Source organism: Leuconostoc sp. JNUCC 76 (assembly GCF_053667755.1).
The window spans coordinates 1,169,200-1,192,238 of record NZ_CM132206.1; the positions used below are offsets into that span (position 1 = coordinate 1,169,200).

At 34.8% G+C, this 23,039-nt stretch carries 26 protein-coding genes and 1 pseudogene; 20 read left to right on the forward strand and 7 right to left on the reverse strand.

Features of this window, described 5'->3' with window-relative positions:
* The first annotated feature begins 9 nt into the window (after window positions 1-9).
* The 20 genes from JNUCC76_RS05845 (at window position 10) to JNUCC76_RS05940 (ending at window position 17,175) form a co-directional block, all read left to right on the forward strand.
* The gene (locus tag JNUCC76_RS05845) at window positions 10-237 is read left to right on the forward strand and encodes a TcpD family membrane protein (protein ID WP_013231575.1); all 228 of its coding nucleotides are present in this window, start codon (window positions 10-12) and stop codon (window positions 235-237) included.
* Between the two features lie 3 nt (window positions 238-240).
* Complete coding sequence (locus JNUCC76_RS05850) at window positions 241-615, forward strand: MFS transporter permease (protein ID WP_454153366.1); 375 nt, start codon at window positions 241-243, stop codon at window positions 613-615.
* Window positions 616-746: 131 nt separating this feature from the next.
* The gene (locus JNUCC76_RS05855; protein ID WP_454153368.1) at window positions 747-1,277 is read left to right on the forward strand and encodes a hypothetical protein; all 531 of its coding nucleotides are present in this window, start codon (window positions 747-749) and stop codon (window positions 1,275-1,277) included.
* 16 nt (window positions 1,278-1,293) lie between these two features.
* Entirely contained in the window at window positions 1,294-3,291 is a 1,998-nt protein-coding gene (locus tag JNUCC76_RS05860) for a CD3337/EF1877 family mobilome membrane protein (protein WP_454153370.1), read from the forward strand.
* Window positions 3,288-4,430, forward strand: coding sequence for a phage tail tip lysozyme (locus JNUCC76_RS05865; RefSeq protein ID WP_454153372.1), 1,143 nt, complete (start codon window positions 3,288-3,290; stop codon window positions 4,428-4,430). The genes JNUCC76_RS05860 and JNUCC76_RS05865 overlap by 4 nt, the downstream gene beginning before the upstream one ends.
* 15 nt (window positions 4,431-4,445) lie before the next feature.
* Window positions 4,446-4,970 (forward strand): hypothetical protein, encoded by a 525-nt coding sequence (locus tag JNUCC76_RS05870; protein WP_193324947.1) that lies wholly within the window; start codon window positions 4,446-4,448, stop codon window positions 4,968-4,970.
* A complete protein-coding gene (locus JNUCC76_RS05875; protein ID WP_454153374.1) occupies window positions 4,960-5,523 on the forward strand; it encodes a hypothetical protein in 564 nt (187 codons plus the stop codon). Before JNUCC76_RS05870 ends, JNUCC76_RS05875 begins: the two co-directional genes overlap by 11 nt.
* Window positions 5,524-5,538: 15 nt before the next feature.
* Window positions 5,539-5,976: a thioredoxin domain-containing protein gene (locus JNUCC76_RS05880; protein WP_454153376.1), complete on the forward strand. Its 438-nt coding sequence runs from the start codon at window positions 5,539-5,541 to the stop codon at window positions 5,974-5,976.
* A gap of 3 nt (window positions 5,977-5,979) precedes the next feature.
* The gene (locus JNUCC76_RS05885) at window positions 5,980-8,484 is read left to right on the forward strand and encodes an ATP-binding protein (RefSeq protein ID WP_454153377.1); all 2,505 of its coding nucleotides are present in this window, start codon (window positions 5,980-5,982) and stop codon (window positions 8,482-8,484) included.
* A gap of 23 nt (window positions 8,485-8,507) precedes the next feature.
* A complete protein-coding gene (locus JNUCC76_RS05890) occupies window positions 8,508-8,765 on the forward strand; it encodes a hypothetical protein (RefSeq protein ID WP_454153378.1) in 258 nt (85 codons plus the stop codon).
* A gap of 20 nt (window positions 8,766-8,785) precedes the next feature.
* Window positions 8,786-9,100, forward strand: a complete 315-nt coding sequence (locus JNUCC76_RS05895; RefSeq protein ID WP_454153379.1) for a hypothetical protein — start codon at window positions 8,786-8,788, stop codon at window positions 9,098-9,100.
* Between the two features lie 13 nt (window positions 9,101-9,113).
* Complete coding sequence (locus JNUCC76_RS05900; RefSeq protein ID WP_454153380.1) at window positions 9,114-10,481, forward strand: ATP-binding protein; 1,368 nt, start codon at window positions 9,114-9,116, stop codon at window positions 10,479-10,481.
* Between the two features lie 284 nt (window positions 10,482-10,765).
* Window positions 10,766-11,059: a hypothetical protein gene (locus JNUCC76_RS05905; protein WP_010001878.1), complete on the forward strand. Its 294-nt coding sequence runs from the start codon at window positions 10,766-10,768 to the stop codon at window positions 11,057-11,059.
* Between the two features lie 384 nt (window positions 11,060-11,443).
* Window positions 11,444-13,057: a replication initiation factor domain-containing protein gene (locus JNUCC76_RS05910; RefSeq protein WP_454153381.1), complete on the forward strand. Its 1,614-nt coding sequence runs from the start codon at window positions 11,444-11,446 to the stop codon at window positions 13,055-13,057.
* A gap of 12 nt (window positions 13,058-13,069) precedes the next feature.
* Window positions 13,070-13,477, forward strand: a complete 408-nt coding sequence (locus tag JNUCC76_RS05915) for a hypothetical protein (RefSeq protein ID WP_454153383.1) — start codon at window positions 13,070-13,072, stop codon at window positions 13,475-13,477.
* A 107-nt stretch (window positions 13,478-13,584) separates the two neighbouring features.
* Window positions 13,585-14,742 carry an IS30 family transposase gene (locus JNUCC76_RS05920; protein WP_454153385.1) on the forward strand — a complete coding sequence of 386 codons (1,158 nt, stop codon included), beginning with the start codon at window positions 13,585-13,587 and terminating at the stop codon, window positions 14,740-14,742.
* Between the two features lie 119 nt (window positions 14,743-14,861).
* A complete protein-coding gene (locus tag JNUCC76_RS05925) occupies window positions 14,862-15,146 on the forward strand; it encodes an ArsR/SmtB family transcription factor (RefSeq protein WP_282836378.1) in 285 nt (94 codons plus the stop codon).
* Between the two features lie 100 nt (window positions 15,147-15,246).
* Complete coding sequence (locus tag JNUCC76_RS05930) at window positions 15,247-16,683, forward strand: MFS transporter (RefSeq protein WP_454156530.1); 1,437 nt, start codon at window positions 15,247-15,249, stop codon at window positions 16,681-16,683.
* 11 nt (window positions 16,684-16,694) lie between these two features.
* Window positions 16,695-16,892: a hypothetical protein gene (locus JNUCC76_RS05935; protein ID WP_454153387.1), complete on the forward strand. Its 198-nt coding sequence runs from the start codon at window positions 16,695-16,697 to the stop codon at window positions 16,890-16,892.
* Window positions 16,893-16,899: 7 nt separating this feature from the next.
* Complete coding sequence (locus JNUCC76_RS05940; protein WP_454153389.1) at window positions 16,900-17,175, forward strand: hypothetical protein; 276 nt, start codon at window positions 16,900-16,902, stop codon at window positions 17,173-17,175.
* A gap of 684 nt (window positions 17,176-17,859) precedes the next feature.
* Here JNUCC76_RS05940 and JNUCC76_RS05945 read toward each other — a convergent pair.
* The 7 genes and pseudogenes from JNUCC76_RS05945 to JNUCC76_RS05975 all read right to left on the reverse strand — a co-directional run bounded on the left by JNUCC76_RS05945 (window position 17,860) and on the right by JNUCC76_RS05975 (window position 22,843).
* Window positions 17,860-19,130 (reverse strand): annotated as a pseudogene (locus tag JNUCC76_RS05945) (IS30 family transposase).
* Between the two features lie 230 nt (window positions 19,131-19,360).
* Window positions 19,361-19,720 (reverse strand): DUF2178 domain-containing protein, encoded by a 360-nt coding sequence (locus tag JNUCC76_RS05950; protein WP_454153391.1) that lies wholly within the window; start codon window positions 19,718-19,720, stop codon window positions 19,361-19,363.
* Window positions 19,710-19,949 (reverse strand): helix-turn-helix transcriptional regulator, encoded by a 240-nt coding sequence (locus JNUCC76_RS05955; protein ID WP_002814620.1) that lies wholly within the window; start codon window positions 19,947-19,949, stop codon window positions 19,710-19,712. The genes JNUCC76_RS05950 and JNUCC76_RS05955 overlap by 11 nt, the downstream gene beginning before the upstream one ends.
* A gap of 120 nt (window positions 19,950-20,069) precedes the next feature.
* Window positions 20,070-20,483, reverse strand: coding sequence for a hypothetical protein (locus JNUCC76_RS05960; RefSeq protein WP_454156532.1), 414 nt, complete (start codon window positions 20,481-20,483; stop codon window positions 20,070-20,072).
* Between the two features lie 14 nt (window positions 20,484-20,497).
* Window positions 20,498-20,770, reverse strand: coding sequence for a hypothetical protein (locus JNUCC76_RS05965; protein WP_454153393.1), 273 nt, complete (start codon window positions 20,768-20,770; stop codon window positions 20,498-20,500).
* 68 nt (window positions 20,771-20,838) lie between these two features.
* A complete protein-coding gene (locus JNUCC76_RS05970) occupies window positions 20,839-21,099 on the reverse strand; it encodes a hypothetical protein (RefSeq protein ID WP_454153395.1) in 261 nt (86 codons plus the stop codon).
* 73 nt (window positions 21,100-21,172) lie between these two features.
* Window positions 21,173-22,843 (reverse strand): replication initiation factor domain-containing protein, encoded by a 1,671-nt coding sequence (locus tag JNUCC76_RS05975; protein WP_454153397.1) that lies wholly within the window; start codon window positions 22,841-22,843, stop codon window positions 21,173-21,175.
* Between the last annotated feature and the right edge of the window lie 196 nt (window positions 22,844-23,039).

Consider the following 23,039-nt stretch of genomic DNA (forward strand, 5'->3'; position numbering starts at 1 on the left):
GGAGAACCAATGGATATTTATAATGCTTTAAAACCGGTATTACTAGGCTTAGTCGTTATCATAGCAGGAGGTCGAGCCATTCAACATTATGGTAAAAATGAAAACAAAGATATGTGGGTCACCATTTTAATTGGTGGCCTAATTTATTTCTTTGTTAATGGGCCAGCCAACACCTTAAATGCTTTTTCAGGTTTAATGAATTCTGTTTTGACCTTTATTCAAGGGTTAGGAGGGTAAGAAATGTATAACTACCGACGTGTTTATACAAACTCCGCCAAGTTTCGCACGATTTATGGCGATTTGAAATTACCAATTTTTATAGATTCCCGAGTAGCGGGACTACTAACGATTACCACAGTGATTGATATGGCGATTATCTTTATTTTTCAATTGTGTCAAATCCAAAATGGCCGACTAACCTTTGGCTTCGCCTTACTAGTTGTCTCATTATTTACCGTTTATAAACTCGACAAAGTTTTAAAAATAGATGATTTACCTTTTGAAACCACGCTTAAATATGCGGTGTTACATTACTGGCGTTATTGGTTTCAGAAGAAACAACTTTATCAGGATCAACACTTAAACAGCAATCAGAAAAAGTATCAAATATTGTAGTCAAAGAGCATGTGTAAGCATGCTTTTTATTATGTCATCGTCAATTCTTAGAACAGGACAGGTTGGGGCAGTTCCTACCAAATGACACCATACTATGAGTTTAGAACATTACGCTCGAAAGGAGTATCACAATGAAAAAAGTTCAATTTGAACAAAAATTAAAAAACTTACCCAAACAGTTAACTAGAAGAAAATTCATATTATTTATTGCTGGTTCCTTAATGATTGTTTTGATATGTCTACTACTATTTGTATTTCACAATAAACAATCATCAGTGGCACATTCCGAAACTAGTCAATCGTCATCACAGGTTAATAATCAACCTACGGAGGGAAAAGACTATACGATTCAATACAGTAATTCATCGCTAATCAAACAAACAACCTTAAATTCAGCGTTAAAAAAAGCGGGCTTGTTTGATTTCAACTACTTATTAAACACCAGTGACGATGGTGGAAACGATGCGAAAATTTTAGTTTACTACAATCAAGCCAACCAACAATTGGTTTTTAAATTCTATCAAAATGGCCATCAATCAGACAATGATTATCAAATTGGTGGCTATGATCTCCAAAAGCAAACGGGTATTCACGGCTTACAATCGTCAGCTTTTAATGGCTTACCACTGGTTTATACTTGGGAGAATTTACAAGCAAAATAATGGAAAGGAGGGAAACATGAAAAGAATGTTAATTATCTTGGCGGTGTTATTAGGCACGGCTTTTTTTGTACCGCAAAGTTTAGTGTTTGCAGATGGCACAATAGGTTCAGCCAATGCGAATAGTAGTCTCATTGGCAAAAGTAACAAAAATAATAAAAGTACTCTGGGTACAGATACAACCAAACAAACCAATAGTCTTAGTAATGATGGCTCACCAGCTAATCAAAGTGAAAGCACCATCAGAGACAAGCTAGGTGAAACTTCTGGTTCACCGGATATGAATTGGGTAACGAGCAACATTTTAGACAATTACAAAATGTATCACGAAGACGGATCCATCACTGATTTTGCTTTAGGAGCTTCACATATTGTCACTGATTTATTTACAGCGATTAATTTAAATATTGTTTATCCTTTATTTGACCAATCACTATCAACGATGTTTGATCTCACTAACATTACGAATGGGGTAAACAATATCTTAACCGATGTCGGGCAATACACGAAAAATTCCTGGCAGAGCCAAGACTTTAAAGACTTACTTTACTTAGCCTTTGGGGTCGGCCTTGTCTGGGTGTTTGCCAAAACCTTTAATCATGGCGGTGGGTTGAAATCTATTTTAACTGTCTTAGTGATTGCCATTATTGGTACCGCTTGGGTTGGTTCAGGGAGTAAAGTTTTACAAACCATTAATACTTTAACTTCGCAAGCGCAAACACAAGTCTTTACCGCTACGAGTAATATCAACCAAACGAGCTTTTCTGATACCGGTGATAGTTTTCAAAATGCTTTACGCTATGTCTACTTTCAACAAGCGGTGGCGCGACCGTTTGCTTTAGGTAACTTTGGTCAAGCTGATGTCGCTAGCGCTTATCAAAATAAGAACAAACAGGGAAATCCCTATCGTTTAATTGGGGGCAATGTTGATGACAAAGTAATTGCAAGTTTTGCCAGTAAAAATCATTACATCTCCAAAGATGGTGGCCTTGAATGGTATCAGTCAGCGATTGCCTTTATGTCACCCGTCATGTCAGTAGCTTATGGGGTACCACTTTTGATGATTGGTTTAGCGAACTTATTAGTACAGATGGGTGCTGTCTTGTTGTATTATCTAGCACCATTTACGATTTTGATTTCACTATTACCAAAATTTGCCAATAGTGCTTTGAAAACAGCCATGGGGGCACTCGGCTTACTCTTTGCAAAAGTTGGTTTATTATTTGGTATTATGTTTGTTTCTTGGGTAGGTAATGTGACCGATGTGGTTGTACCGGTTAAGGGCAGTGCCAGTGCAATGTTAAATTCAATTGTCTACATTACTTTAATGATCTTACTATGGAAAAACAAAAATTGGTTAGTACAAACAATTACCGGTTCAAGTGTCGCGAATAATGCCATGAACAAAATTAGCATGACCAAAGCGGGTCGTAAAGCCTTAAATGCTACTGGTGAAATGAAGAATCGGGCGAATCAACTATATAGTGGCGCTAGAAGTGGCTTGAAACAAGGCAAACAATGGCGTGATAACTATCAAACGAAACATAATTCAGAATTTGATGACAAAGCCTTACGTGATGAATTGCAAGCCGAACAACAAGCGCAACGCAAACAAGATCGCAAAGAATACTTGGCCAAAGATATGCAAAAGCACGCTCGAAAGGTTCGCAAACAACGCGCTGAGCGGTTACAGAAGATGAAACAGCAAAAACATCAAACAAATGAACCAAAACATGAACCTGATAACACACCTCGTTATCAACGTTCTAAAAAACTCAAAACCAACAAAATACCGGCACAAGAATATGCAGATCAAGCGGTTAATCAAGAGAAAAATGTAGAAAAGCCTCGAACACGATATGTTGTCAAAAATACAGCCAACACCATTACTCATCAACCTTACTTACGTGCCAAAAGATTGAAAAAGCCATTGACCAAAAACTTCAATCAGAAATTACAACAAAATATTGACCAACACCAACAAAGAAAAGAACGACTTAAGCAGGAATTGAAATGAAAAAACTGCTCAAAGGTTATTTAATAGCAATTCTTGGTCTGGTGTTTTTAATTATCTTAATATTGGGTATGTTTGCAGGAAACAGTAATCAATGCCAATCAACAGATACTAGTGTCACAGTGACAACTAGTGCTGATAAGGAGGCGGTAGCGCAATCGATTCATGATAATTTGAAAAAAATCTCGGGTGTCACTGAAGCTGGCATTGCTGGATATTTAGGGAATATGGAAGTTGAAAGTAGCTTCAACCCGAAAAGTATTGAATCCAGTGCCACTTATGATGAAACCAAAGCTATGAATCAAAGTTTAAGTGGTTATGCTTTTGGTCTGAATCAATGGGATAGTGCCAGACGAGTGGCCTTATTAACTTATGCCAAATCCCAAAATAAACAGTGGTCGGATGCTAGTTTACAATTAGATTTTGCCTTAAATCATGATGGCAGTAATTCTGATCTCTTAAAACAAGGGTTGAAGATGACTGATGTCAATCAAGCCACTGAATTTTTAAGAGCCAAATGGGAACGAGGTGGGCAAGGCACAACCACTAAACGGCAAGCTTTTGCCCGTAATTGGTATGCTAAGTTCTCAAATAGCAAATCAAATACGGCCATTGATACCGCAACTAATGGCACCGAAACGACACAGAATACGGATAACACGACCAATAATGCTAGTGGTTGTTCAACTAATGTGACACAGGGTATGGGCACGAGTGGGGCACCAGTAAAAGAAATACCCAGTGCCTATAAAAATAAAATAAAGAATACGAATTTTACAGCCACCTCGTCCACGAATACTTATGCTTTTGGACAATGTACTTGGTATGTTTATAATCGCATGCAAGAATTAGGAACACCAGTAGATAATGATTTAGGAAATGGCGCTGATTGGGGCAAAAATGCCAAAGTAAAGGGTTATAAAACGGATAGTCAGCCACATGTTGGTTGGGCAGTTAGTTTCTCACAGGGCGCAGATGGTGCAGATGCCACCTATGGACATGTTGCGGTCGTTGAAGCAATCAGTGATGATGGCAAGCATTTCTTAGTCAGTGAATGCAATGTCGTTAATAGTGGGTCTGGTACAGTGAGTTTCCGTGAGTTAACGGCTGGCACAGGTGTCACTTTTATTCAAGGTAAATAAGAGAGAGGGATAAGTATGAAAAATAGTCGTTTAATCATCTTTGCTAGTCTGGTGTTAGTTGGTATTTTGATCACACAACTGAATCAAATACCGAATCTGAATAAACAATTACTGCAAGCTAAAGCAACTTTAAAACAAGCAAAGACTAGTCAAGAACAGTCACAAACGATGGTTTCTAGTCCACAGTCACAACAAAATAATGTATCCGGCAGTACAAAAAAAGTTACTTCGTTTGTGAAAAACTTTAGTAATCAACCAACTTCAAGTTATTCCGATACTTTGAAAGGGTTGGCTTCACAAAAAGTAATTAATGAACTAACCCAGACCTTTGCGCCTAGTGTAACTTTTAGTGATAAGGCACATTATGAAGTACCAATGGTCGCTATTAGAAATGCTTGGGGTTCTGATTTAAAATATTTAGTTATTGCTAAGAGTGATGCACAAAGCTTGGCTTACACAATCACTTATGATACTGATAAAAAATTAGTGACTGATATGTCACGACTAACCTTAAAAGGAGCATTCGATAATGAAAAATAAAATCTTACTTAGCATTATGGGTTTGTTTTTAGTTGGTCTTGGCATAACAATGTCAATCACAAATCATAAATGGTCACAAATACGGCAAGTTAGAAAGGAAGTGTCGCGAATGAATAAACAACAAAAACAGGTCACGACACAAGTTGATAACTTACAAGCAACTTACAATGCTAGTGACGAGCAGGCGAAAAATGACTTACTAGCCTTTGCCAAAGCCTACTACACTTTTAGTAGTCAATCAGATTATGATCAACGATTTAGTCAAATTTCGGATATTTTAAGTTTAAGCAATGACCAGAAAAATCAGCTATTTGATAGCGGCCTTGATGCCACTGGTGGGTCAAGGATTGATAACTTGGGTCTAACCAGTCAATATCAAACAGACACCGGTTACACCAGTGATTTAGATAATCAAACAATTGAGGTTCTAGCAACTGTTATTATTCAAACTAGTGGAACAGGTCAAAAGGCAATTAACCAAACAGTACTATTACATAGCTGGTTTGATACGAAAACACAGAAACTAACGTCGATTAAAATTAATCAAATATAATAGGAGCAAAAACTGATGAAAAAACGAATCAAGCGACTTGATAAAAACAAACCATCATGGTCACTAACAAAAATAATCATAATCAAAGTATTACCAGTCATTGCATTTCTAGTGGCTGGTTTTTTATTGGTTCCATATGAGTCAATGTATTTTCAAAACAACAAAGTTGACACGATTCACACTAAAAATGAAGCGGTGCTCTTCTACAATGCCAATTGTCCACATTGTCAAAAAGTTTATCCTGAAATATTCTGGCATAATGTTTTGAACTTTAACAATGAATCGAAACAAATTCAAACAATTAATGTTCAAAATACTAATAACAAGCATTATATAGCTGAATTTGCTATTCAAGCGACACCAACATTTATGAGAACAACCAATATCAATCAACGGTTGGTTTCTACCAATAGCCAACAAATCAAACGATTTATTCAGACAGGAGGTCATTAATCTATGGGTAAAAAAGTAAACATCAAATACGAAAATCCCGTGGTGCAGTACCAAGATAACTTGCTATTAACTACGGTCGGTGATGTATGGGCTTATTATCAATTGAAGCCATTTCAAATCAATGTAGCTAATGCGCAAGACAAACAAAGCTTTAAAGAAAGTTTTATTGATGTTTTTGAACGCTTGCAAAAATATGATGATGTTGATTTAAAACTCATTCCCGCTGATATGGATTTATCCGGACGGATTCAAGGCACTAGTCCGGATTGGGCTAAAGATATTGCCGAGGTTGCGCAGTATTACATGGGACAAGAGGAAGTGAATATTTTAGAAAGTGAATTTCAACCAGCTATTCGTGATGAATTTTATATTGGCGTGAAGCTCAAAAATACCAATGTTGGCGATGACTTAAAAGATAAGTTTCAATTCGCCACAGATTTAATTCTTCGTCGTTTAGCCGAAACCATGCGTTATCAAGTGAAGTTTGATGCCCAATTCTTTGAACGCTTCATGACAATGAATGATGACGTGCTGGGTATTTTAAGACCATTAGATGCCACTAAAATCAGTGAAGCTAAATTGATTAACTTACTAGGCACAAGTTATCATCACCAAAATATTAAAGACTTCGCTAATATGCGAGACACGACTTTTGATTTAGCCAAAATGGGTATTGTAAAACGAGAGACCAAAGAAACAACCGATTATATGAGTCATTTGGTACTCAATCTACCAGACCGTTTGGATCATCTGGCCTTGATTCCGGAAATTCAATCCTTTAAGTTTCCCGTTGAAGTCCATATCAAAGTCAACTTTCCCCAACGTGACGGCTTTAAAGGCATGAAGCAAGAAACTCGAAGTTCAAAAGGAAAATATAAAGATGAACTACGCGATGCTTTAATTAGTGATGATGATAGTTCGCAACGTTCCAAAACCAATTATGCGTTAGCACAAGAATTAGCTGACGTGATGGATCGTAAAGATGCCTTTATGCAATGGCTCCTAGTGTTAGTTATTCGCGATAATGATTTAAAACAATTAAAGCAAAAAATTCGTATGGTCAAAACGAGACTATCCACTCTTAATCGTGATATTGAAGTCTTCCAACCAAGCTTTAATCAAGAGATGTTGTTATATCAAAATTTACCCGCTACGAACTTAGGTGTGTTTAAACGGTGGCGACAATTCACCACCGCACCAGCACTAGCACAACTCATGTTTGGTACCAGTCATGAATTAGGTTCAAGGACTGGTTTTTATATTGGACGAGTGTTGGACACCAATCGTTATTTTAGTGTCGATAGTGCGGTTGCCTCTTCAAGAACGCTATTGCTAATCAACCCAGTGATTGCCAATAAAGGGATTGTTGGGGCTAAAACAGATAGTCCACATATTGCCATTACTGGAGATACTGGTCAAGGGAAATCGTTTTTGGTTAAAATTCTGTTACTTTATCTAGCCATGTTTGATGTGAAGTTACTTTACGTAGATCCCAAACAAGAAGTCAGACGTTGGTTTAAGGCTTCTCTAAAAGATAACGATAATCCGTTCTTTACTGAGTTAATGAATGCTTTTCATTATGTGACTTTAAATGCTAATGATAGTGCTAACGTGGGCGTGTTAGATCCGATGTTGACTTTAAATAGTCAAAGTACGATTGATGAAATACCCAGTGTTTTGACTTTGGTCAAGGAAATGCTAGTACAGGTTCGTGCTATCTCACAAGATATGGAGTTGGACACTGCTTTAACTAATGCGATTAAGCAAGTTTGTAATCAACGTTTAGCTGGTGAACAAGTTGGTACCATGGCCATTATTGACATTTTGAAGCATGGTTCTGACAAAGCCAAACAGTTGGCCAATTACTACGAAAGTGTGATTCCCGACAGTATGTTAAAACTAGCCTTTAGTGATGGCCATACGGATAGTATTGAATTCAATAAGCAACGGACAATTCTAGAAGTCACTGGTTTAGATTTACCTCATGCCGACCAAAAGTCGAGTAGTTATACAGAAACGCAAAAGTATTCGGTCTCGATTATGTTGGCGTTAGGCAAGTATTTAGAGAAATTTGGCCGTGAAGATACAACGCGATTTAGTGCTGAAATTATTGATGAAGCTTGGATTTTTAACGCTTCACCAGCCGGACGAAAAGTCTTAGATGGCATTAAACGTTTGGGACGTTCCGAAAATAATATGTTGATTTACTCTACCCAACGAGTAGGCGATGTTAATGATGAAAAGAGTAATGGTCAGTATGGCCAGATATTTGCTTTTGATAGTGCTGATGAACGAGAACGAAAAAACATTCTCACACATTTTGGTTTGCCAGTAAATAAATCAAACATGGATATGTTAAAAGATTTAAAAAAGGGGCAATGTTTGTTTCGTGATATTTATGGACGTGTTGGTAAGGTGGTGATTCACTCGTTATTTGAAGAATGGACGAAAGCATTTAAGACCGTTGACAAAAACGCTGGTGCGGAACTTGAAGCACAATACGGATAAATAACAAATAGGAGAATTAAAGAATGGCTAGTGAATTTAAAAGGTATCGTATGACACGTAAAAATGTTCTGTTGTTGGCTCAAGCGATTATTAATGTGAATGGTGAGATTGCTTGGCAAGATTATGCGAGTGATGGGGCCTATCAAGATGAACATAGTCTAACACTTGATGAAATCAAACATAGACCGGAAAAGTTAGAACGTTTTAGGTTAATGTTTACTGATAGAATGTACGATACGGTTATCAATGATGAGATGCAACGGTTGGAACAAGAGATTTAAGTAGAGAAAGGAGTTTTGTAATGACTATGGTTAATTTAACAGGAGATGAGTTTAAACAAAGGTATTTCCCAAAATATCATGAGTTTCAAGATATCACCACCGATATGGTCAAAGATGCCAAACATCTTTCGGATAATTTTCACGATTATTTAGTTAATAATCGTTTTTTGTCACGAGTGACGTGTTTTAGAGTCTATGATAATAATCTATTTGGGTTTTATAAGCAAGCTGAAAGATGTTTGAAAGCAGGACGTACCAGTAGTTTGGATATCTTTGATCAATGGGTATTGTTGTGTGGTTCTAGTATGACGTGTCATAGATTTTTGACAAGTTAGAAAGGACGGCGTGATGTTTAAAACAATTAAATACAGTGATCAATATTTAGCAAAGACTTTATTTAAAAGGACATTGATTTTTATTTTAATTTTAGTAACGGTTTGCTTTGGCTTTTGGTACTGGAATATTTTTCAAGCAATAATGAAAGGGCATTATAGTTGGTGGTATTTGTCGCCTATTGTTTCAAGTATTATATTAACAGCTTTGTCTGGCTGTGTTATTTTTGGGGTTTACAAAAATTATGCACCAAAACATACTGACATTTTTTCTCGCTACTTAAAGCGGGTTGAACTTCGGCAAATGATTAGTCTGCTAGTTGTTTCTAAAGGCTTTTTTGATACAGAAACAACTGACAATAATACTTATTTAACTTACTATCCAAAACTAAAAATCAAAGTGAAGCATAACACCGGTCAACTATTGATTGAAGAGCCGATTGATGGGGAAAAGTATATGACTCAATTTGCGAGTGGTGATTTTGACCAGAGCGTTGAAACGGCATTATTAGCTGACCGACAAACAACTGAATTTATGAAAAATAAAATGATCAGTACGTTTGCGTTTGAACCGATTAAGTTTAGACGGCAGTTATTAGCGTTACAACCACAAAGAGGTCGCTTACAACTTGCTAAAGGTATTGATTGGAAATATGACACATTTTATAATGCGTTGATTTCTGGAAATGTGGGTACTGGTAAATCCTATACGCTTTTTGCTATCTTGGGGCAATTACTACAGCTTACTAAATACGTTGATATTATTGACCCTAAACGTTCTGATTTAGCCAGTTTGAAATATATTGATGCCTTAAAAGGCAGAGTACACAGTACGCCAATAGAAATTAATCAAGCAGTCATTAAGTATTATCAAAATATGATGGTACGAGCAGAAAAGATGGAGAAAATTAAAGCAACCGGCAAAATTGGGACTTATAAGGATTATCATTTTGAGCCATGTTTTTTAGTATTTGATGAGTTCGGTGCTTATCGAGAAATGAATGACCGGCTATCGTTTAGTGATCCCGCCTATGAAGCCTATCAAACAGCTATGTCTAATCTGAATGAGATAGCTATGCTCGGACGTGAATTAGGATTCTATCTTATTATCGGTATGCAAAGGCCTAGTGCAGATAGTTTACCAATGGCGATTCGTGGACAACTAAATTTACGGATTAACATGGGTGTGCCGACACCAGAAATTGAAAAGATGGTCTTTCCAGATAATGACAAACAACTTCGTCCCTTATCTTCACAACTAAAAGGGTGGGGCTTTATCAAAGTAGGTGATAGTCAAGTACGTGCTTTCTTTGCGCCAGAAGTGCCAAAAGAATTCAACTTGCATCAATGGTTAAGTGAGCAGATAGAAATACGAAAAAGATGATTTCTTAAATTGGTCTAAAATAAATTGGCTTGTGAAATTTAAAAAAAGCTCACGTCAAATCAACGTTTTAACGACTTTGTGAAAGCTTTTGAAAAATACGTCTTTTTTATCGTCTAAAAACGTTGATATAGCGTTACTTTGTATAGCAGTTCTTATGTAAACCTTGATTGGTCTAGTTAAGTCTTTGTAAAGAAAGGAAAAATATTAATGCAATATTTAGCACGTAGTCCAACATATTTGTAATTTTATATGTTGTAAATGTTCAAAAAAGAAAAGAGGAAACTATGGCTTTTGACGTTAAAAAAGTACAATCACTATCAGAACAATCGATTGCTGATTTAAAGACAATTGAAAAATTAGGAGATTTGGAACATCTCTCCCAACTAAGCGATGAATTGAAACGAATCCTTGCTGATGGTAATTTGGAAGAAATTAGTCCGATGTTGCCACCATACATTACAGAAATTCGGAAAAACATTGGTTTCTTATTGGGTAATTATAAGTCAATTCGGACGCATGCAATTAATCGTGATAAAGAGTTAAATTCACTGTTGGATCAACTCTCACGGATCAAGTAAATAAGTAATGTAAACAAGTTGATGGTCTAACTCCTAGATAGTCAACTTGTTTTTTGTACATAGTGCTTGATTGAGAAGAGTGGTTCGACCGACCGGGAGAGCCAGTGCCACACCCTGCTCTTAGCGGAGCGTAAGAGGGCAGGGTGCGTGGTCGCGGTTAAACACGAATGACCATGAGTGTCAGCGACTGGCACGCACTCTGCTCAAGCAACCACAAAAAAAACTTTAACCCCCAGTTACTAACAGGGGGGTTAAACCGGTAAAAACGCTGAAAGCGTCAACCCAATATGGGGAACAAACGCTGATGTGCAGCGATTTAGATTAAAAAAAGCAAATGTCCGGTTGAAAACGCCAAATCGGACATTTTGAGAAAGGAAAGCCGACATGATAACGATTAATCATGAGCCAAAAGCGTACACACCTATTTTTATAGGAACAATTCAACATAGCATACGGTTATCGTTAGAAATCATGATTATGATTGGCATGAAATGGCATGATGAAATTATTGAAACTTATAACGTAACCATTTCGGCTATTGACTTAGGGCAATTACCCAATATTGGTAGTGAAATTCAAATTAATGAAATCACAGGTAGTGAGCTATTAGGCTTCAAAGCGAAAATGAGACAGTCTGATGTCCAATTACAAAACAAGGTTTCAACTGAATTAGAGCAATTAGTTAATTTAAAAAACGTTGATCAATACCAACTGTTGAAAGGGAAAAAGACAATGACACAAGAATTAAATGTACCAGAATTAACAAATAATAATTTGATGCTAATACGACAATTACTTGATGTAACACAAGAAGAATTGGCAATTACTATGGGTATCAATGAAAAAACAATACGACGTATTGAAAATAAAGAACAAGGTATTAGTGAGCGTTTTGTAAACAATTTACTATCAGTTTATCCCGATTTAGCTCAAAGTATTGAAGTACAATTTGATTGGATTTCTTTGACATTTCCAGATTTAACTTCAAAGCAAGTGATCAAAGATGTACTAAGTATTCGACCTGACTTATTTTTGGAACGGTCAACATCACAAAATTTCTATACCCGTGAAATGGCATTTGCTGGCGAAAAGAACATTTATATTCAAGACTTTGCACCGATTAAAAACCCTGAAACACAGGCCATTGAACAAAAGTATGGCACAACTTTATATTTAACTGGTAAAGGCACACGGCTGTTTGAAAAAGCTTTGCTAGAACAGAATATCACTTGGCATGATTTTCTTCAAAAAGCGAGACAGTATCGAGGACATCTCACTCGTTTAGATATTGCCATTAATGATAAATGGGGACTTCTAGATATGAATGACCTTGTAAAAGCCGTGCAAGAAAAACGTTTTTGGAGTAAATCAAAGTCTTATACCGTTCATGGCAACGTTGATGATGGGTGGACGGTGAACTTTGGAAAATCACCGTTTGTTATTCGTGCTTACGATAAACGCAAAGAACAAGCCAGCAAAGGCTTTGACACAGATGTACAAAACCGTGTGGAATTAGAATTACATCAAGATAAAGCAGAATATGTCATTGATGAATGGCTTGATCAGGACAACAATAAAACATTAACGGAAATCACCTTTGATATTTTGTATACGTATCTTTGGTTTACTGATAAAGCAATTGAGGAAAAGCTACTAAAAGCTGATAAAGTGCGTGACACCATTGAAGATTCTGTTGCGCCGATGCCCGCTTGGTCATTACTAACCGCTTTAGGTCATAAAATGAAATTTATTCGTCAACCCAAAGAACAGAGCATTGAACGGATTGAGAAGTGGATTCTAGAGTCAGTGGTGCCTAGCCTAGCAGTCTTAAAGAAAACTGGTCATTGGGCAGAAGTAATGGAGGCTATAAACAGTGCTGAATTATCCTCTGAACAACAAAAGTTAGTTAAGGCTACGATGATTAATGCCATTACGCAAGCCAATCAAAAATTAACTATTAATTTTGAAAAACCCAAAAAATATTATCAAGAAATTTAAAAGGAGAAAACAATGACACAAAAAATATGGTTAAAACCAGACCAACTAGAAAACTACGTCGATCAACTTCAAGGATTCAGAAGTACTTATCAATCGTTATTAACTGTTTTAGAATCTGATCGTCAGAATTTTGAGTTCAAACCTGGGGCACCAAACTTTCAAAACACACTCCAGATGTCAATGAAGTTACATCGTTACATTCAATCAGTGCAGTCACAAACCTTTGGTGATGTCCTGATTTTTGGTAAAGAGTTAGACAAGCAAGTACAAACTTTAGTTGAAACCAGTATTGCTTTAACCTTTGAATACCGTGACTTAACCAACTTATTAAATGGTCATGATGTTAATAGCGAAAGTGGCATAAATCTGATTGAAGCTAAGTTAAAACAAGCTAAAAAGCAGCTTTATGAAGCCAAATGATAAGTAATATTAGGCTATTAATTTTTAAAACGTTTATCATCATGATGATATAAATGTTTGTTAGTCTGAAATTGTATATTATTGATCAAAGGAGAATGAAACAGTAAATGACAGCAGAACAACCAAAGAAAAGGAAACGACAACCTCGATTGAATGAAAATCAACGCTACTTAATTGAACATTTGTGGAATAATGAACAACTCTCACAAACTGATATTGGTCGTCAATTAGGTTATGACCCATCAGTGATTAGCCGTGAATTAGATCGTGGTAACGTACTTGATTTTTCAAATTTAGACCGTCACACCTTATTAAGAATGAACATTCATGCACGCATTAAGTACTCAGCGCAACGTGGTCAATATATTGCGACCAAAAAGCGCTTTCGCATGGGACAAAGGCTATTACTAACACCAGAACTAAAAGAACTGATTGAACACTGGATTAATGTGGAACACTGGACACCTGAACAGATTGCGGGAAATGTGCAAGATGTGGACGTATCCTCCTCAACGATTCGAGATTGGTCAAAAAGAGGACTAATTAATATTCGTACCCATAAATATCACCGACAAGATGGTTCTCCTAAACAACGTGAGTTAGCCAAAAACCAACGTGCGCGACAACGAGAGATTGCTCGCTTACGAGAAAACTTACAAAAAAGTGGTGAGTTGGTGCGTCATTCCATCTATGACCGTTCACCAGTTGTGGCTAAACGTAAACAATTTGGTCATTGGGAAATTGATTTAGTGTTACCAATGAAACAAAACAACGGTCAATATCAAGACCACTCCGCTATTATGACAGTCGTTGAACGAAAGACTAGATTCTACGCCTTGATTAAAGTTAAAAGTAAACAATCGAAAGATATGATTGAAGCGTTTAAACTATTTTATGAACGTTATGGCAAAGCAGTAAGAACGATTACCGCTGATAACGGATCTGAATTTATCTCTTGGGATTTTCTGGAGTATGTTCAAAAAGAACTTAAAATAAAACTTTATTATTGCACACCATCATCACCACACCAACGTGGATCTAACGAAAACCGCAACGGTAAATTGCGTGATTGGTTCCCGAAAGGAACTAGTTTTAAACCAGTAAAGCAACGACAACTAGATGAAGTGGCTGATAAGATGAATGCCATGCCAATGCGTATAGCGTTAAAAGGCAAGAGTCCTGTTGAGCTATTTGATAAAGAATATAAAACCATGCAGAGATATCGAAGAGCTTATGAAAAAAGAAAATTGCACAAAAATAGTTAAAATATAGCCCGATACAATATTTTTTACCAACAATTAAAAGTTTGATACTTCAATTTGAACATTTAGATATTGCATTCAAAATATTGACAAATAAAAAAAAATAGGTGTATGCTAGTTTTATGACAATAGAACAAGAAGATCTCAAAAGAACAGAAATATTTAAGGTCCTTTCCGACACAAATAGATTAAGCATTATCAGAGTTTTGAATCATAGTGATAGAGAAATGACTTGCGGTGAAGTTGGTAAAAGCCTTAATGTAAGCAAATCTACTGTATCTTATCATTTTAAAATTTTACGGTCAGTTGGTTTAACAAATACGCGAAAGGAGGCTCAAAGTAAATATTTGTCACTAAATTATCAAACGTTTAATCACTATTTACCAGGATTTTTAGACACGTTATGATTTTTTTATTTCTTTCGTAGTTCTAATGTTATAAAACAATAGAAATAATAAACAGGGGGATATTTTGATAAAAAATAAAAATATAAGTACAGGATTTATTATGATGGCTGTACTAATTGCTACTTTTATGACTTCAGTTGAAACAACAATTATTACCACAGCTTTACCAACAATTGTTAGTCATTTAAATGGTTTATCATTTCAGAGTTGGGTTTTTGCAACATATTTGCTAACGACAGCACTATCAACTCCTATCTACGGAAAATTAAGTGATCGATGGGGTAGAAAACCTGTTTTTATGATAGGATTACTTATTTTTTCAATAGGATCTTTATTATGTGGCCTAGCAAATAATATCATTCTTCTGATTTTATTCAGAGGACTACAGGGAATTGGTGCCGGTGCAATAATGCCAATAACTTTCACAATCATTGCTGATTTATTCGACTACGAACGGCGGTCAACAATGTTGGCACTGAATAATACAGCCTGGGGTATTTCTGCATTACTTGGTCCGTTACTAGGTGGGTATATTGTTGAGACTCTATCATGGCATTGGGTTTTTTTTATCAACGTGCCGTTAGGATTACTAGTATTTCTCATTGTCTTTTTTAAATACAATGAAAAGAGTCACCGTGTAGAAAAACATAAAATTGATTATAAAGGTATTTTATTTTTGTCCAGTTTTCTATTAATTTTATTGATTACATTTCAAAATCTAGGTAATTTCAAAATAAACCTATCTTTAATAACGTGTTTAATTTTATTAATTATTATTTTGGGAATATTGTTTTATAAAACGGAAAAAAATGCTAGTGATCCAATTATACCGCTTGAATTATTTAGAAATAGAGTTTTTTCAATTCAAATTTCTACAGCTTTATTATTAAGCGCAATTCAAATTGGGTTTCAAACCTATTTTCCAATGTGGCTACAAGCAATATATAAATCTTCAGCAGCACTAGCAGGTTTGGCAGTAACACCCAGTCCCATCTTTTGGCTGATATCATCTTTCTTTGTAGGTGCTCTTGTAAAAAAATGGCCTCCTAAAAAAATATCCTTGCCTTTAATATTGTTAATGTCTGTTTTTTATTTTCCATTGACTGTTATTTCTTCATCATTTCCACAGCTTATTTTCTATATTATTTCAGCGATAACGGGAATCACATTAGGAATTATCATCACAATGAACACATTAGTCTCTCAACGAGTGATAACTGATTCTAATTTAGGTACTGCATCGGCAATGCTTACATTAGGACGTACATTAGGTCAAACTATAGCAACGGGAATATTAGGATTAACATTTAATTTAACGTTGAATAGTGGTATTCAGTCTCATGGCAAAATAAATAGTAGCATGATTAACAATTATATTGGTGGTATTCAATCAACTACAAATATTAAGAACTATGAATCAATAATACGGCAAACCGTATTGTCTGGTATGCATAATGTTTTTATAGTGGTTATGCTTATCTTCGCGATTGCACTGATAATTAACATAATGGATAAGAATAATAGCATTATTAATTAGAAAGGATAAATATGTTAGATATTAAAAAATTTTATGATTCAAGCATTAATGTTACAAGTGTAAGCAAAATAGATAAAAAGATTGGTAAATACCGAGCAAATAAAACTCAACCAATTATTGAATTTAATAGTATTTTGATTAATACAAGACAAAAATCTCAGTCTGCTAATTCAATTTATGATGAGATAAGTACGATGCAGTTTTTTTAAGAAAGAATTGAAAACATTAAGTCAGTTTAGTCAAAGAAGACGTGCAACGCAATCAAAAATCAAAGAAATTACCAAGAATATCACTAAATTAGGCAAAAAGTATCTCACAACACTATTGTGTGAATCATCACATAATGACTGTACAACAAATATTGAAACTACTGATGGTTATTTGATTCCTAATGTGACTGGATTAGTCAATGGTTTTACAGAATTAGGTGTCTACATTAATCAACAATTTATTGCTTTCGAAGATATTAGGACGGTCATCAGAGAAAAATGAATCCAATTGAAGACATGATTACAACTATTCAAACACTGTTTACCAAACAACCTAATACGATTATCCAGTGAATTAAAACTAGTTTAGTTATGATAATCAATCAAAAATACAGATACTTAGCAAATTGAATTTGCATAATGAGTATCTGTATTTTTTTAGAAACTTAGTTGAGGAATCAAGATGTTAAACAGCCTTAAAATAAGGATTAGAAACCGTGGACAGTGATTTAACATTAATGTATGACATTGGTATAATAGAATAAGAAGTGTCTTACAAATAAAAAAACAACTAGTGAAATTACAAAAACATTTCCGGAATTTTACCAACTGATTAAACATCTGGTAAATGACTTGCAATCCGCCCTACCAATTTAGGTTAACATAATATATATTATCGAAAGTAAATATTTTAGGGCAGATTGCAAGAGGTTTTCTCTATTTGTAACGGTTTGTTAAAGTGTCTGTTACATTCTGTAATTTGTAATGAGTTTGAAATTATTATTGAACACACTTAATCAACAAGTATACACTTGTTATTTAAATTTCTCCAGTAACACTGACCCCTTAAATGACGTGCTTTTAAGACTATTTCACATAGTCATTTCGCTTTGTATGTCGTTATTATGACACAAAAAAAGACTAATCACTAGTCTGTGTGTGAACTTATTTTACTTTTAAACGTTTCTTAATTTATATCATCGATATTAACCTTGACATCTTTATCTGCATCTATATCTGTTAAATTAACGTCTTTGAGTGCATTGATTTCTTCGGCTAATTTTTGCTCATATTTCTTGATTTTCTGCTTGATGTATCGCTCTTTATAGCGTTCCATGTTGCGGTATTCCTTATTAAAACGTTCATAAGGTGTTGAGCCTTGCAGTGCAATACGCATTGGCTTACGGTTTATTTTATCAGCGATCACTTCTAAGTCTTTCTGCTTAATCGTTCTAAAAGTCGTTTTCTTTGGAATAAAGACACGTAGCTCACGGTTTTTATATTCGTTTGTCCCCCTTTCCTGCGGTGAAGAGGGTGTTGCATAGAATATTTTGGTCTTATATTCCTGCTGGACAACTTCTAAAAAGTCCCACGACATAAACTCAATACCATTATCAGCCGTGATTGTGCGTACCCATTTGCCATAATTCTTATAGAAGTATCTAAAGCCTTTAATCACCCTTTAATCACATCAAATGATTGTTTACTATCAATCTTAATTAAAACATAAAAACGTGTTTTACGTTCCACTAAGGTTAAGATAGCGCTCTTATCGTTAATTTCGCCATTCTTACCTTTTGCTGGCAAAACTAAATCAATTTCCCAATGTCCGAACTGTTTCCGTGTATTTATCTTTGGTGGTCGTTCATAGATTGAATGACGAACTAGAATTCCTTGTGACTTTAGCTTTGAACGCAGTCTATCAATCTCACGCTGTTTTTGATACTGCGTTTTAATCTTTACTTTTTCCGCATCTGTATTGTTAGCGCGTTTTCGGTAATATGGTCTTAAATAGATTTTACCTTGTTTCGCCCAATTCCTAATCGTTGATGCCGAGACTTCAATATCTGATACATGAGCTTCAGCGATTTGTTCTGGTGTCCAATGTTCAACATTGACCCAATGCTCAATCAATTCCTTTAGCTCATCTGTCAGCAATTTTGAGCCATTGCCACGTCTCACACTTCTTTGAGTGGCAATAAATTGACCACGTAAAGCGGAGTATTTAATACGAGCGTGTATCTCAAGATTATATAATTGGCGCTTACTTAGATTACTAAAGTCAAATATATTGCCTTGCTTCAATTCTCTCGATATAGCAGATTGCGAGCGATTAAGTTTTCTAGCGATTTCCGACTGCGTTAGTTTTTCATCATTCCACATGTGTTCAATCAAATGTCTATCATTTTCATGAATACGTGGATATTTTATTTGGTCTTGTGGTAATTTCTTAGTCATATAATTTACTGTTACTCCTAATTAGTTATGTGAATAAGATAATATTATCACACCTAAACTATGCTTAAAAGCCTACAAATAAAGCATATAGAATTGTGAACCTGTTAGCATAACTGTAGTTCAAACTCTGATTTTATGAAAAAGTATTTAAAATTTAGAGCATTAAAAAAAGCTATCAAAAATAATTTTCGATAAGCCTTTTTTCATTGTGTTCTTTAATGAGCTATAACTCACTTCAAATCTTTCTTTGACTGCACCCATAAATATAATCCTGAAATAGAGAACGCAATACCATACTTAAACAAGAAAAATTGATGGACTAAATACCCTTTTGGAAAAAACATATCACATACAATGATAGCAATCAGCATAAAATATGCACTTTTCAGGCTGATCAATGTTGTTCTTTCATCACTTTTTCCAATTTTCATAGAATAAATAATTGCGAAAACAACACCAAATATAAAGAAAAGGAAACTAATACCTATGAGTAAATTGTAGTTACCAATTGATTGTTCAGACCATTTTTTTAAAGGATAAAATAATGTATCTGAACTATTAGTTATATCGCCTAAACATTTAATCTTCATTCTCTGTTCCCCCTATATCATAAGAAAAAATATCTGTTAGATCTACCTTAAAAAAAGTCGCAATTCTAAATGCCAATAAAAGCGTTGGAAAATATTTTCCTTTTTCCATAACAAATATTGTTTGCTTTGAAACCCCTACTTTTTCTGCTAGTTCCTGTTGAGATAATCGAGCTAAGACACGGAATTCATATACTTTATTATTTATTGAGTCACCAAAGTCTTTTTTCATTTGCTTTATCTCCTTAAATTTATAATACATCATACTTATCTAAAAGTAAAGTATAGTTATACAAAATAAATCTATTTTTATATTAAATAAACAGTTTATGATATAAATAACTTTGCATTTTTATTTCACTCCGTTTTCTCTTAATTGTCGTTTGGCTTGATACAATTGTTCTTCAATTTTATTTAAACCACTTTCGTTATTGCGATCACTTCCCTTAATCAGCAAATCTAAATCACGATATGCAAAGGTTAACTCAATTGATTTTGAAACCAAATCTTGTACCCTAGATGCTAATTCTTTGTTAAAAAAAAGCACATCTCCGTATGTTTGAGATTGTGCTTGTCTGATTTTTGCTTGTAATTGCATTGATACACTCAACGTTGTTTGGAAGTTAGGCGCACCAGCTTTAAATTGAAAACCTAGTCTATCACTTTCTAACGTTTGGTCTAGTTGACTGTATAAGTCTCTAAATCGTTCTAACTGCTTAATATACAGCTCTAATTGTTCTGGTTTTAACCATATTTTGGTTGGCATCTTACTTTTTCCTTTCATAATGCATATTTGTACATAACTATCATCACTAATAGATAATTTAAAACATTTATTTTGTCATTAAAATTTTCGGCATCTCTAATAACTACTGCGACCATATTTAAAGAAACAATCAGACTAATCAACAAAAACCTTATTCCATGTCCCACATAACTACCAGACAATTGACTAGAATATTCTGACATCAAAACAATCATCAGTACATCAAGTCCAATAATAGAAATTCTTTCAGATACATAAGTCCAAGCCTTTTTTAATTTCGATTTCATTTTTTATCCTTTCATTTTTATTGCAAACAAAAAAGCTAGTACCTATCAAGCACTAACTCACTTTATGACTAATCATATATATTTGTACGAACCGTCAAACCAGTTTCTTTACGAATTTTTTTGATAATTTCTGGAATTTGTTCTGTATAAGTGCTATCAAATTGCGCTATTTGTTGCGACCTTGTAGCCTTACCAATTTTGTACCACTCAAAGAATATATTGACTTTTTTTGAGTAAATTTGGTCTACAACTCTCACTTCATATATCGTGTTAGGTTGCTTAGCAAACATCTCTTTAATGTCTTTAATCACAGCATCAATTTGGTTCATAGCTCACAGCTCCAGTCATGTTTATTTACTATAATTATTATACGAACAATTGTTCGTGTAATCAATAATTTTGTTAAAAAGGTAGATTCGCTTTTTTCTCAAATTCGGCTGTTTCTTCATCATATTTACGTTTTGCCTTATCAAAGTTCAAATTACCATGTTCTAAGTTAGCTTTTGAATTTGTAATTGCGTTAACTAAATTAGCCTTAACTAACTTTTCTTGTTCTGGAGAAAGGTTAGCCTTATCCATTGCTTCAATCACTTCATGCCAATGTCCTGTTTTTTTCAATACTTCTAAACTAGGAACAACATATTGCATTATCCAGCTCAAAATACTATCAACGCTTTGTTCTTTCGGTTCTCTAACGAACTTCATTGATTGTCCCAAACTTGTCAATAAAGACCATGCAGGCATAGGCTTTAAGCTTTCAATATAACGTTCTCTAACGTGTGTTCCTTTTAAATCTTCTTCATCAATCGGTTCATTCACAAACCACAAATAGCTGTACAGAATTGATGCGGTATATTCCACAAGATTATCATTTTCAAACCATTCACTAATAACCTGTTCAGCTCTTTCAGAACGCAATTCTAATTCGACGCGGTTTTTAATTGACGTTTCTAACCCCTTTTGGTCTTGTTCTTTTTGCTTATCATAAATACGAACCACAAAGGGTGATTTCCCAAAGTTAGCCGTCCAGCCGTCCTGATTATTCCCATGAATTGCAAATGACCTTGACTTACTCCAAAATCTGTTTTGCTGGGTTGCTTCAACAATTTCTTCCATATCTAACAAACCCCAATTATCATTGCTAGCAATATCCAATCGTGAAAAGGTGCCTTTAAACCGCTTTGCCCGAACAAAAAACTTTTTCCAAGTAAGTCCTTGTTCCAACAATGCCTTTTCAAACAAACGTGTGCCTTGTCCTGTAAGATACATTGTTGTGCCAGTCTTTTGTTCATCTTGACCATGTTCATTAGTCGTGGATTCAAAGTCCTGTACATAGATATTTTTTTCGCCAGCAAACGCAAATTCTCGTGTGTAAAAGTTTTGTGTCGTTGATCGTTCTAAAAATAATTCTGGTTTTAAGCGCATCACATCATTGATAACTTGTTCGCCAGTCATATCAGAAAATGTTATATTGACCCAATCAAATTGTAAATCAAGTGCATTCTTTAAATCTGGAAAAGCTGTATACATTTTTTCAACAAATTCATCTGTAATTGGCTTACTACCTATTTCAATATAGCTTAATAATGAACCCGACACACCAATTTTTTCAGCAAATTCAGTCTGTTTCAAATTCAGCATATTTCTAATAGTCTTAATATGTGAGCCATGTAATTTCGGTGCTTTAATAAAATCTTCCATTGTGTTATCTTCCTTTTCATCATCATTTGTCACTAATTTTAATAATTGATATTTACCAACGTTTTTCAAACTTTCTAAATCAGTAAACAGCTTTCGATAATTATTATCATCTGCTTGTGTGGCATCAATTGAAATTGCTGTGTAACCATTTAAATCATCTCCCTTGATTATTCCTAGTTCAATAAAATCGCCTAGTTTAAGATTATTAGATAATTGATTACCGTTAACTTTGATTATCTTTACAGCTTGTAATTCGCCATGTAAGCTCAAACCAACTTTAATCAGTGGTGTATTCGTATAAGCTAAACTATGTTGTGTTGTCCCTAAGAAAGTAGCGCTATAAAATTGATTAGTTTCTGCTAAGACTGTCATAGCTATTCCTTTCAAATTTTCAACAAACAATAGTCAAATTTCACAATTTTTTTTGACAATTTTTTATATTTTTAAGATACCGTCATATCAGCCGTTCTCGATACTTTTGGGGGTATTTGTCGTAGCGACTTCTGCCCTTTAACCCCCCTGTTAGTCAGAGGGGGTTTTAGAAATTTAAGTAACCTTTCCGCCAGCG

Coding starts and splice junctions, on each gene's coding strand:
- JNUCC76_RS05950 (WP_454153391.1), bottom strand. CDS start 19,720: ATGAAGATTAAATGTTTAGGCGATATAACTAATAGTTCAGATACATTA.
- JNUCC76_RS05955 (WP_002814620.1), bottom strand. CDS start 19,949: ATGAAAAAAGACTTTGGTGACTCAATAAATAATAAAGTATATGAATTC.
- JNUCC76_RS05935 (WP_454153387.1), top strand. CDS start 16,695: ATGTTAGATATTAAAAAATTTTATGATTCAAGCATTAATGTTACAAGT.
- JNUCC76_RS05975 (WP_454153397.1), bottom strand. CDS start 22,843: ATGACAGTCTTAGCAGAAACTAATCAATTTTATAGCGCTACTTTCTTA.
- JNUCC76_RS05965 (WP_454153393.1), bottom strand. CDS start 20,770: ATGAAATCGAAATTAAAAAAGGCTTGGACTTATGTATCTGAAAGAATT.
- JNUCC76_RS05870 (WP_193324947.1), top strand. CDS start 4,446: ATGAAAAATAGTCGTTTAATCATCTTTGCTAGTCTGGTGTTAGTTGGT.
- JNUCC76_RS05875 (WP_454153374.1), top strand. CDS start 4,960: ATGAAAAATAAAATCTTACTTAGCATTATGGGTTTGTTTTTAGTTGGT.
- JNUCC76_RS05910 (WP_454153381.1), top strand. CDS start 11,444: ATGATAACGATTAATCATGAGCCAAAAGCGTACACACCTATTTTTATA.
- JNUCC76_RS05925 (WP_282836378.1), top strand. CDS start 14,862: ATGACAATAGAACAAGAAGATCTCAAAAGAACAGAAATATTTAAGGTC.
- JNUCC76_RS05855 (WP_454153368.1), top strand. CDS start 747: ATGAAAAAAGTTCAATTTGAACAAAAATTAAAAAACTTACCCAAACAG.
- JNUCC76_RS05845 (WP_013231575.1), top strand. CDS start 10: ATGGATATTTATAATGCTTTAAAACCGGTATTACTAGGCTTAGTCGTT.
- JNUCC76_RS05890 (WP_454153378.1), top strand. CDS start 8,508: ATGGCTAGTGAATTTAAAAGGTATCGTATGACACGTAAAAATGTTCTG.
- JNUCC76_RS05905 (WP_010001878.1), top strand. CDS start 10,766: ATGGCTTTTGACGTTAAAAAAGTACAATCACTATCAGAACAATCGATT.
- JNUCC76_RS05930 (WP_454156530.1), top strand. CDS start 15,247: ATGATGGCTGTACTAATTGCTACTTTTATGACTTCAGTTGAAACAACA.
- JNUCC76_RS05885 (WP_454153377.1), top strand. CDS start 5,980: ATGGGTAAAAAAGTAAACATCAAATACGAAAATCCCGTGGTGCAGTAC.
- JNUCC76_RS05920 (WP_454153385.1), top strand. CDS start 13,585: ATGACAGCAGAACAACCAAAGAAAAGGAAACGACAACCTCGATTGAAT.
- JNUCC76_RS05865 (WP_454153372.1), top strand. CDS start 3,288: ATGAAAAAACTGCTCAAAGGTTATTTAATAGCAATTCTTGGTCTGGTG.
- JNUCC76_RS05850 (WP_454153366.1), top strand. CDS start 241: ATGTATAACTACCGACGTGTTTATACAAACTCCGCCAAGTTTCGCACG.
- JNUCC76_RS05880 (WP_454153376.1), top strand. CDS start 5,539: ATGAAAAAACGAATCAAGCGACTTGATAAAAACAAACCATCATGGTCA.
- JNUCC76_RS05895 (WP_454153379.1), top strand. CDS start 8,786: ATGACTATGGTTAATTTAACAGGAGATGAGTTTAAACAAAGGTATTTC.
- JNUCC76_RS05960 (WP_454156532.1), bottom strand. CDS start 20,483: ATGCCAACCAAAATATGGTTAAAACCAGAACAATTAGAGCTGTATATT.
- JNUCC76_RS05970 (WP_454153395.1), bottom strand. CDS start 21,099: ATGAACCAAATTGATGCTGTGATTAAAGACATTAAAGAGATGTTTGCT.
- JNUCC76_RS05860 (WP_454153370.1), top strand. CDS start 1,294: ATGAAAAGAATGTTAATTATCTTGGCGGTGTTATTAGGCACGGCTTTT.
- JNUCC76_RS05900 (WP_454153380.1), top strand. CDS start 9,114: ATGTTTAAAACAATTAAATACAGTGATCAATATTTAGCAAAGACTTTA.
- JNUCC76_RS05915 (WP_454153383.1), top strand. CDS start 13,070: ATGACACAAAAAATATGGTTAAAACCAGACCAACTAGAAAACTACGTC.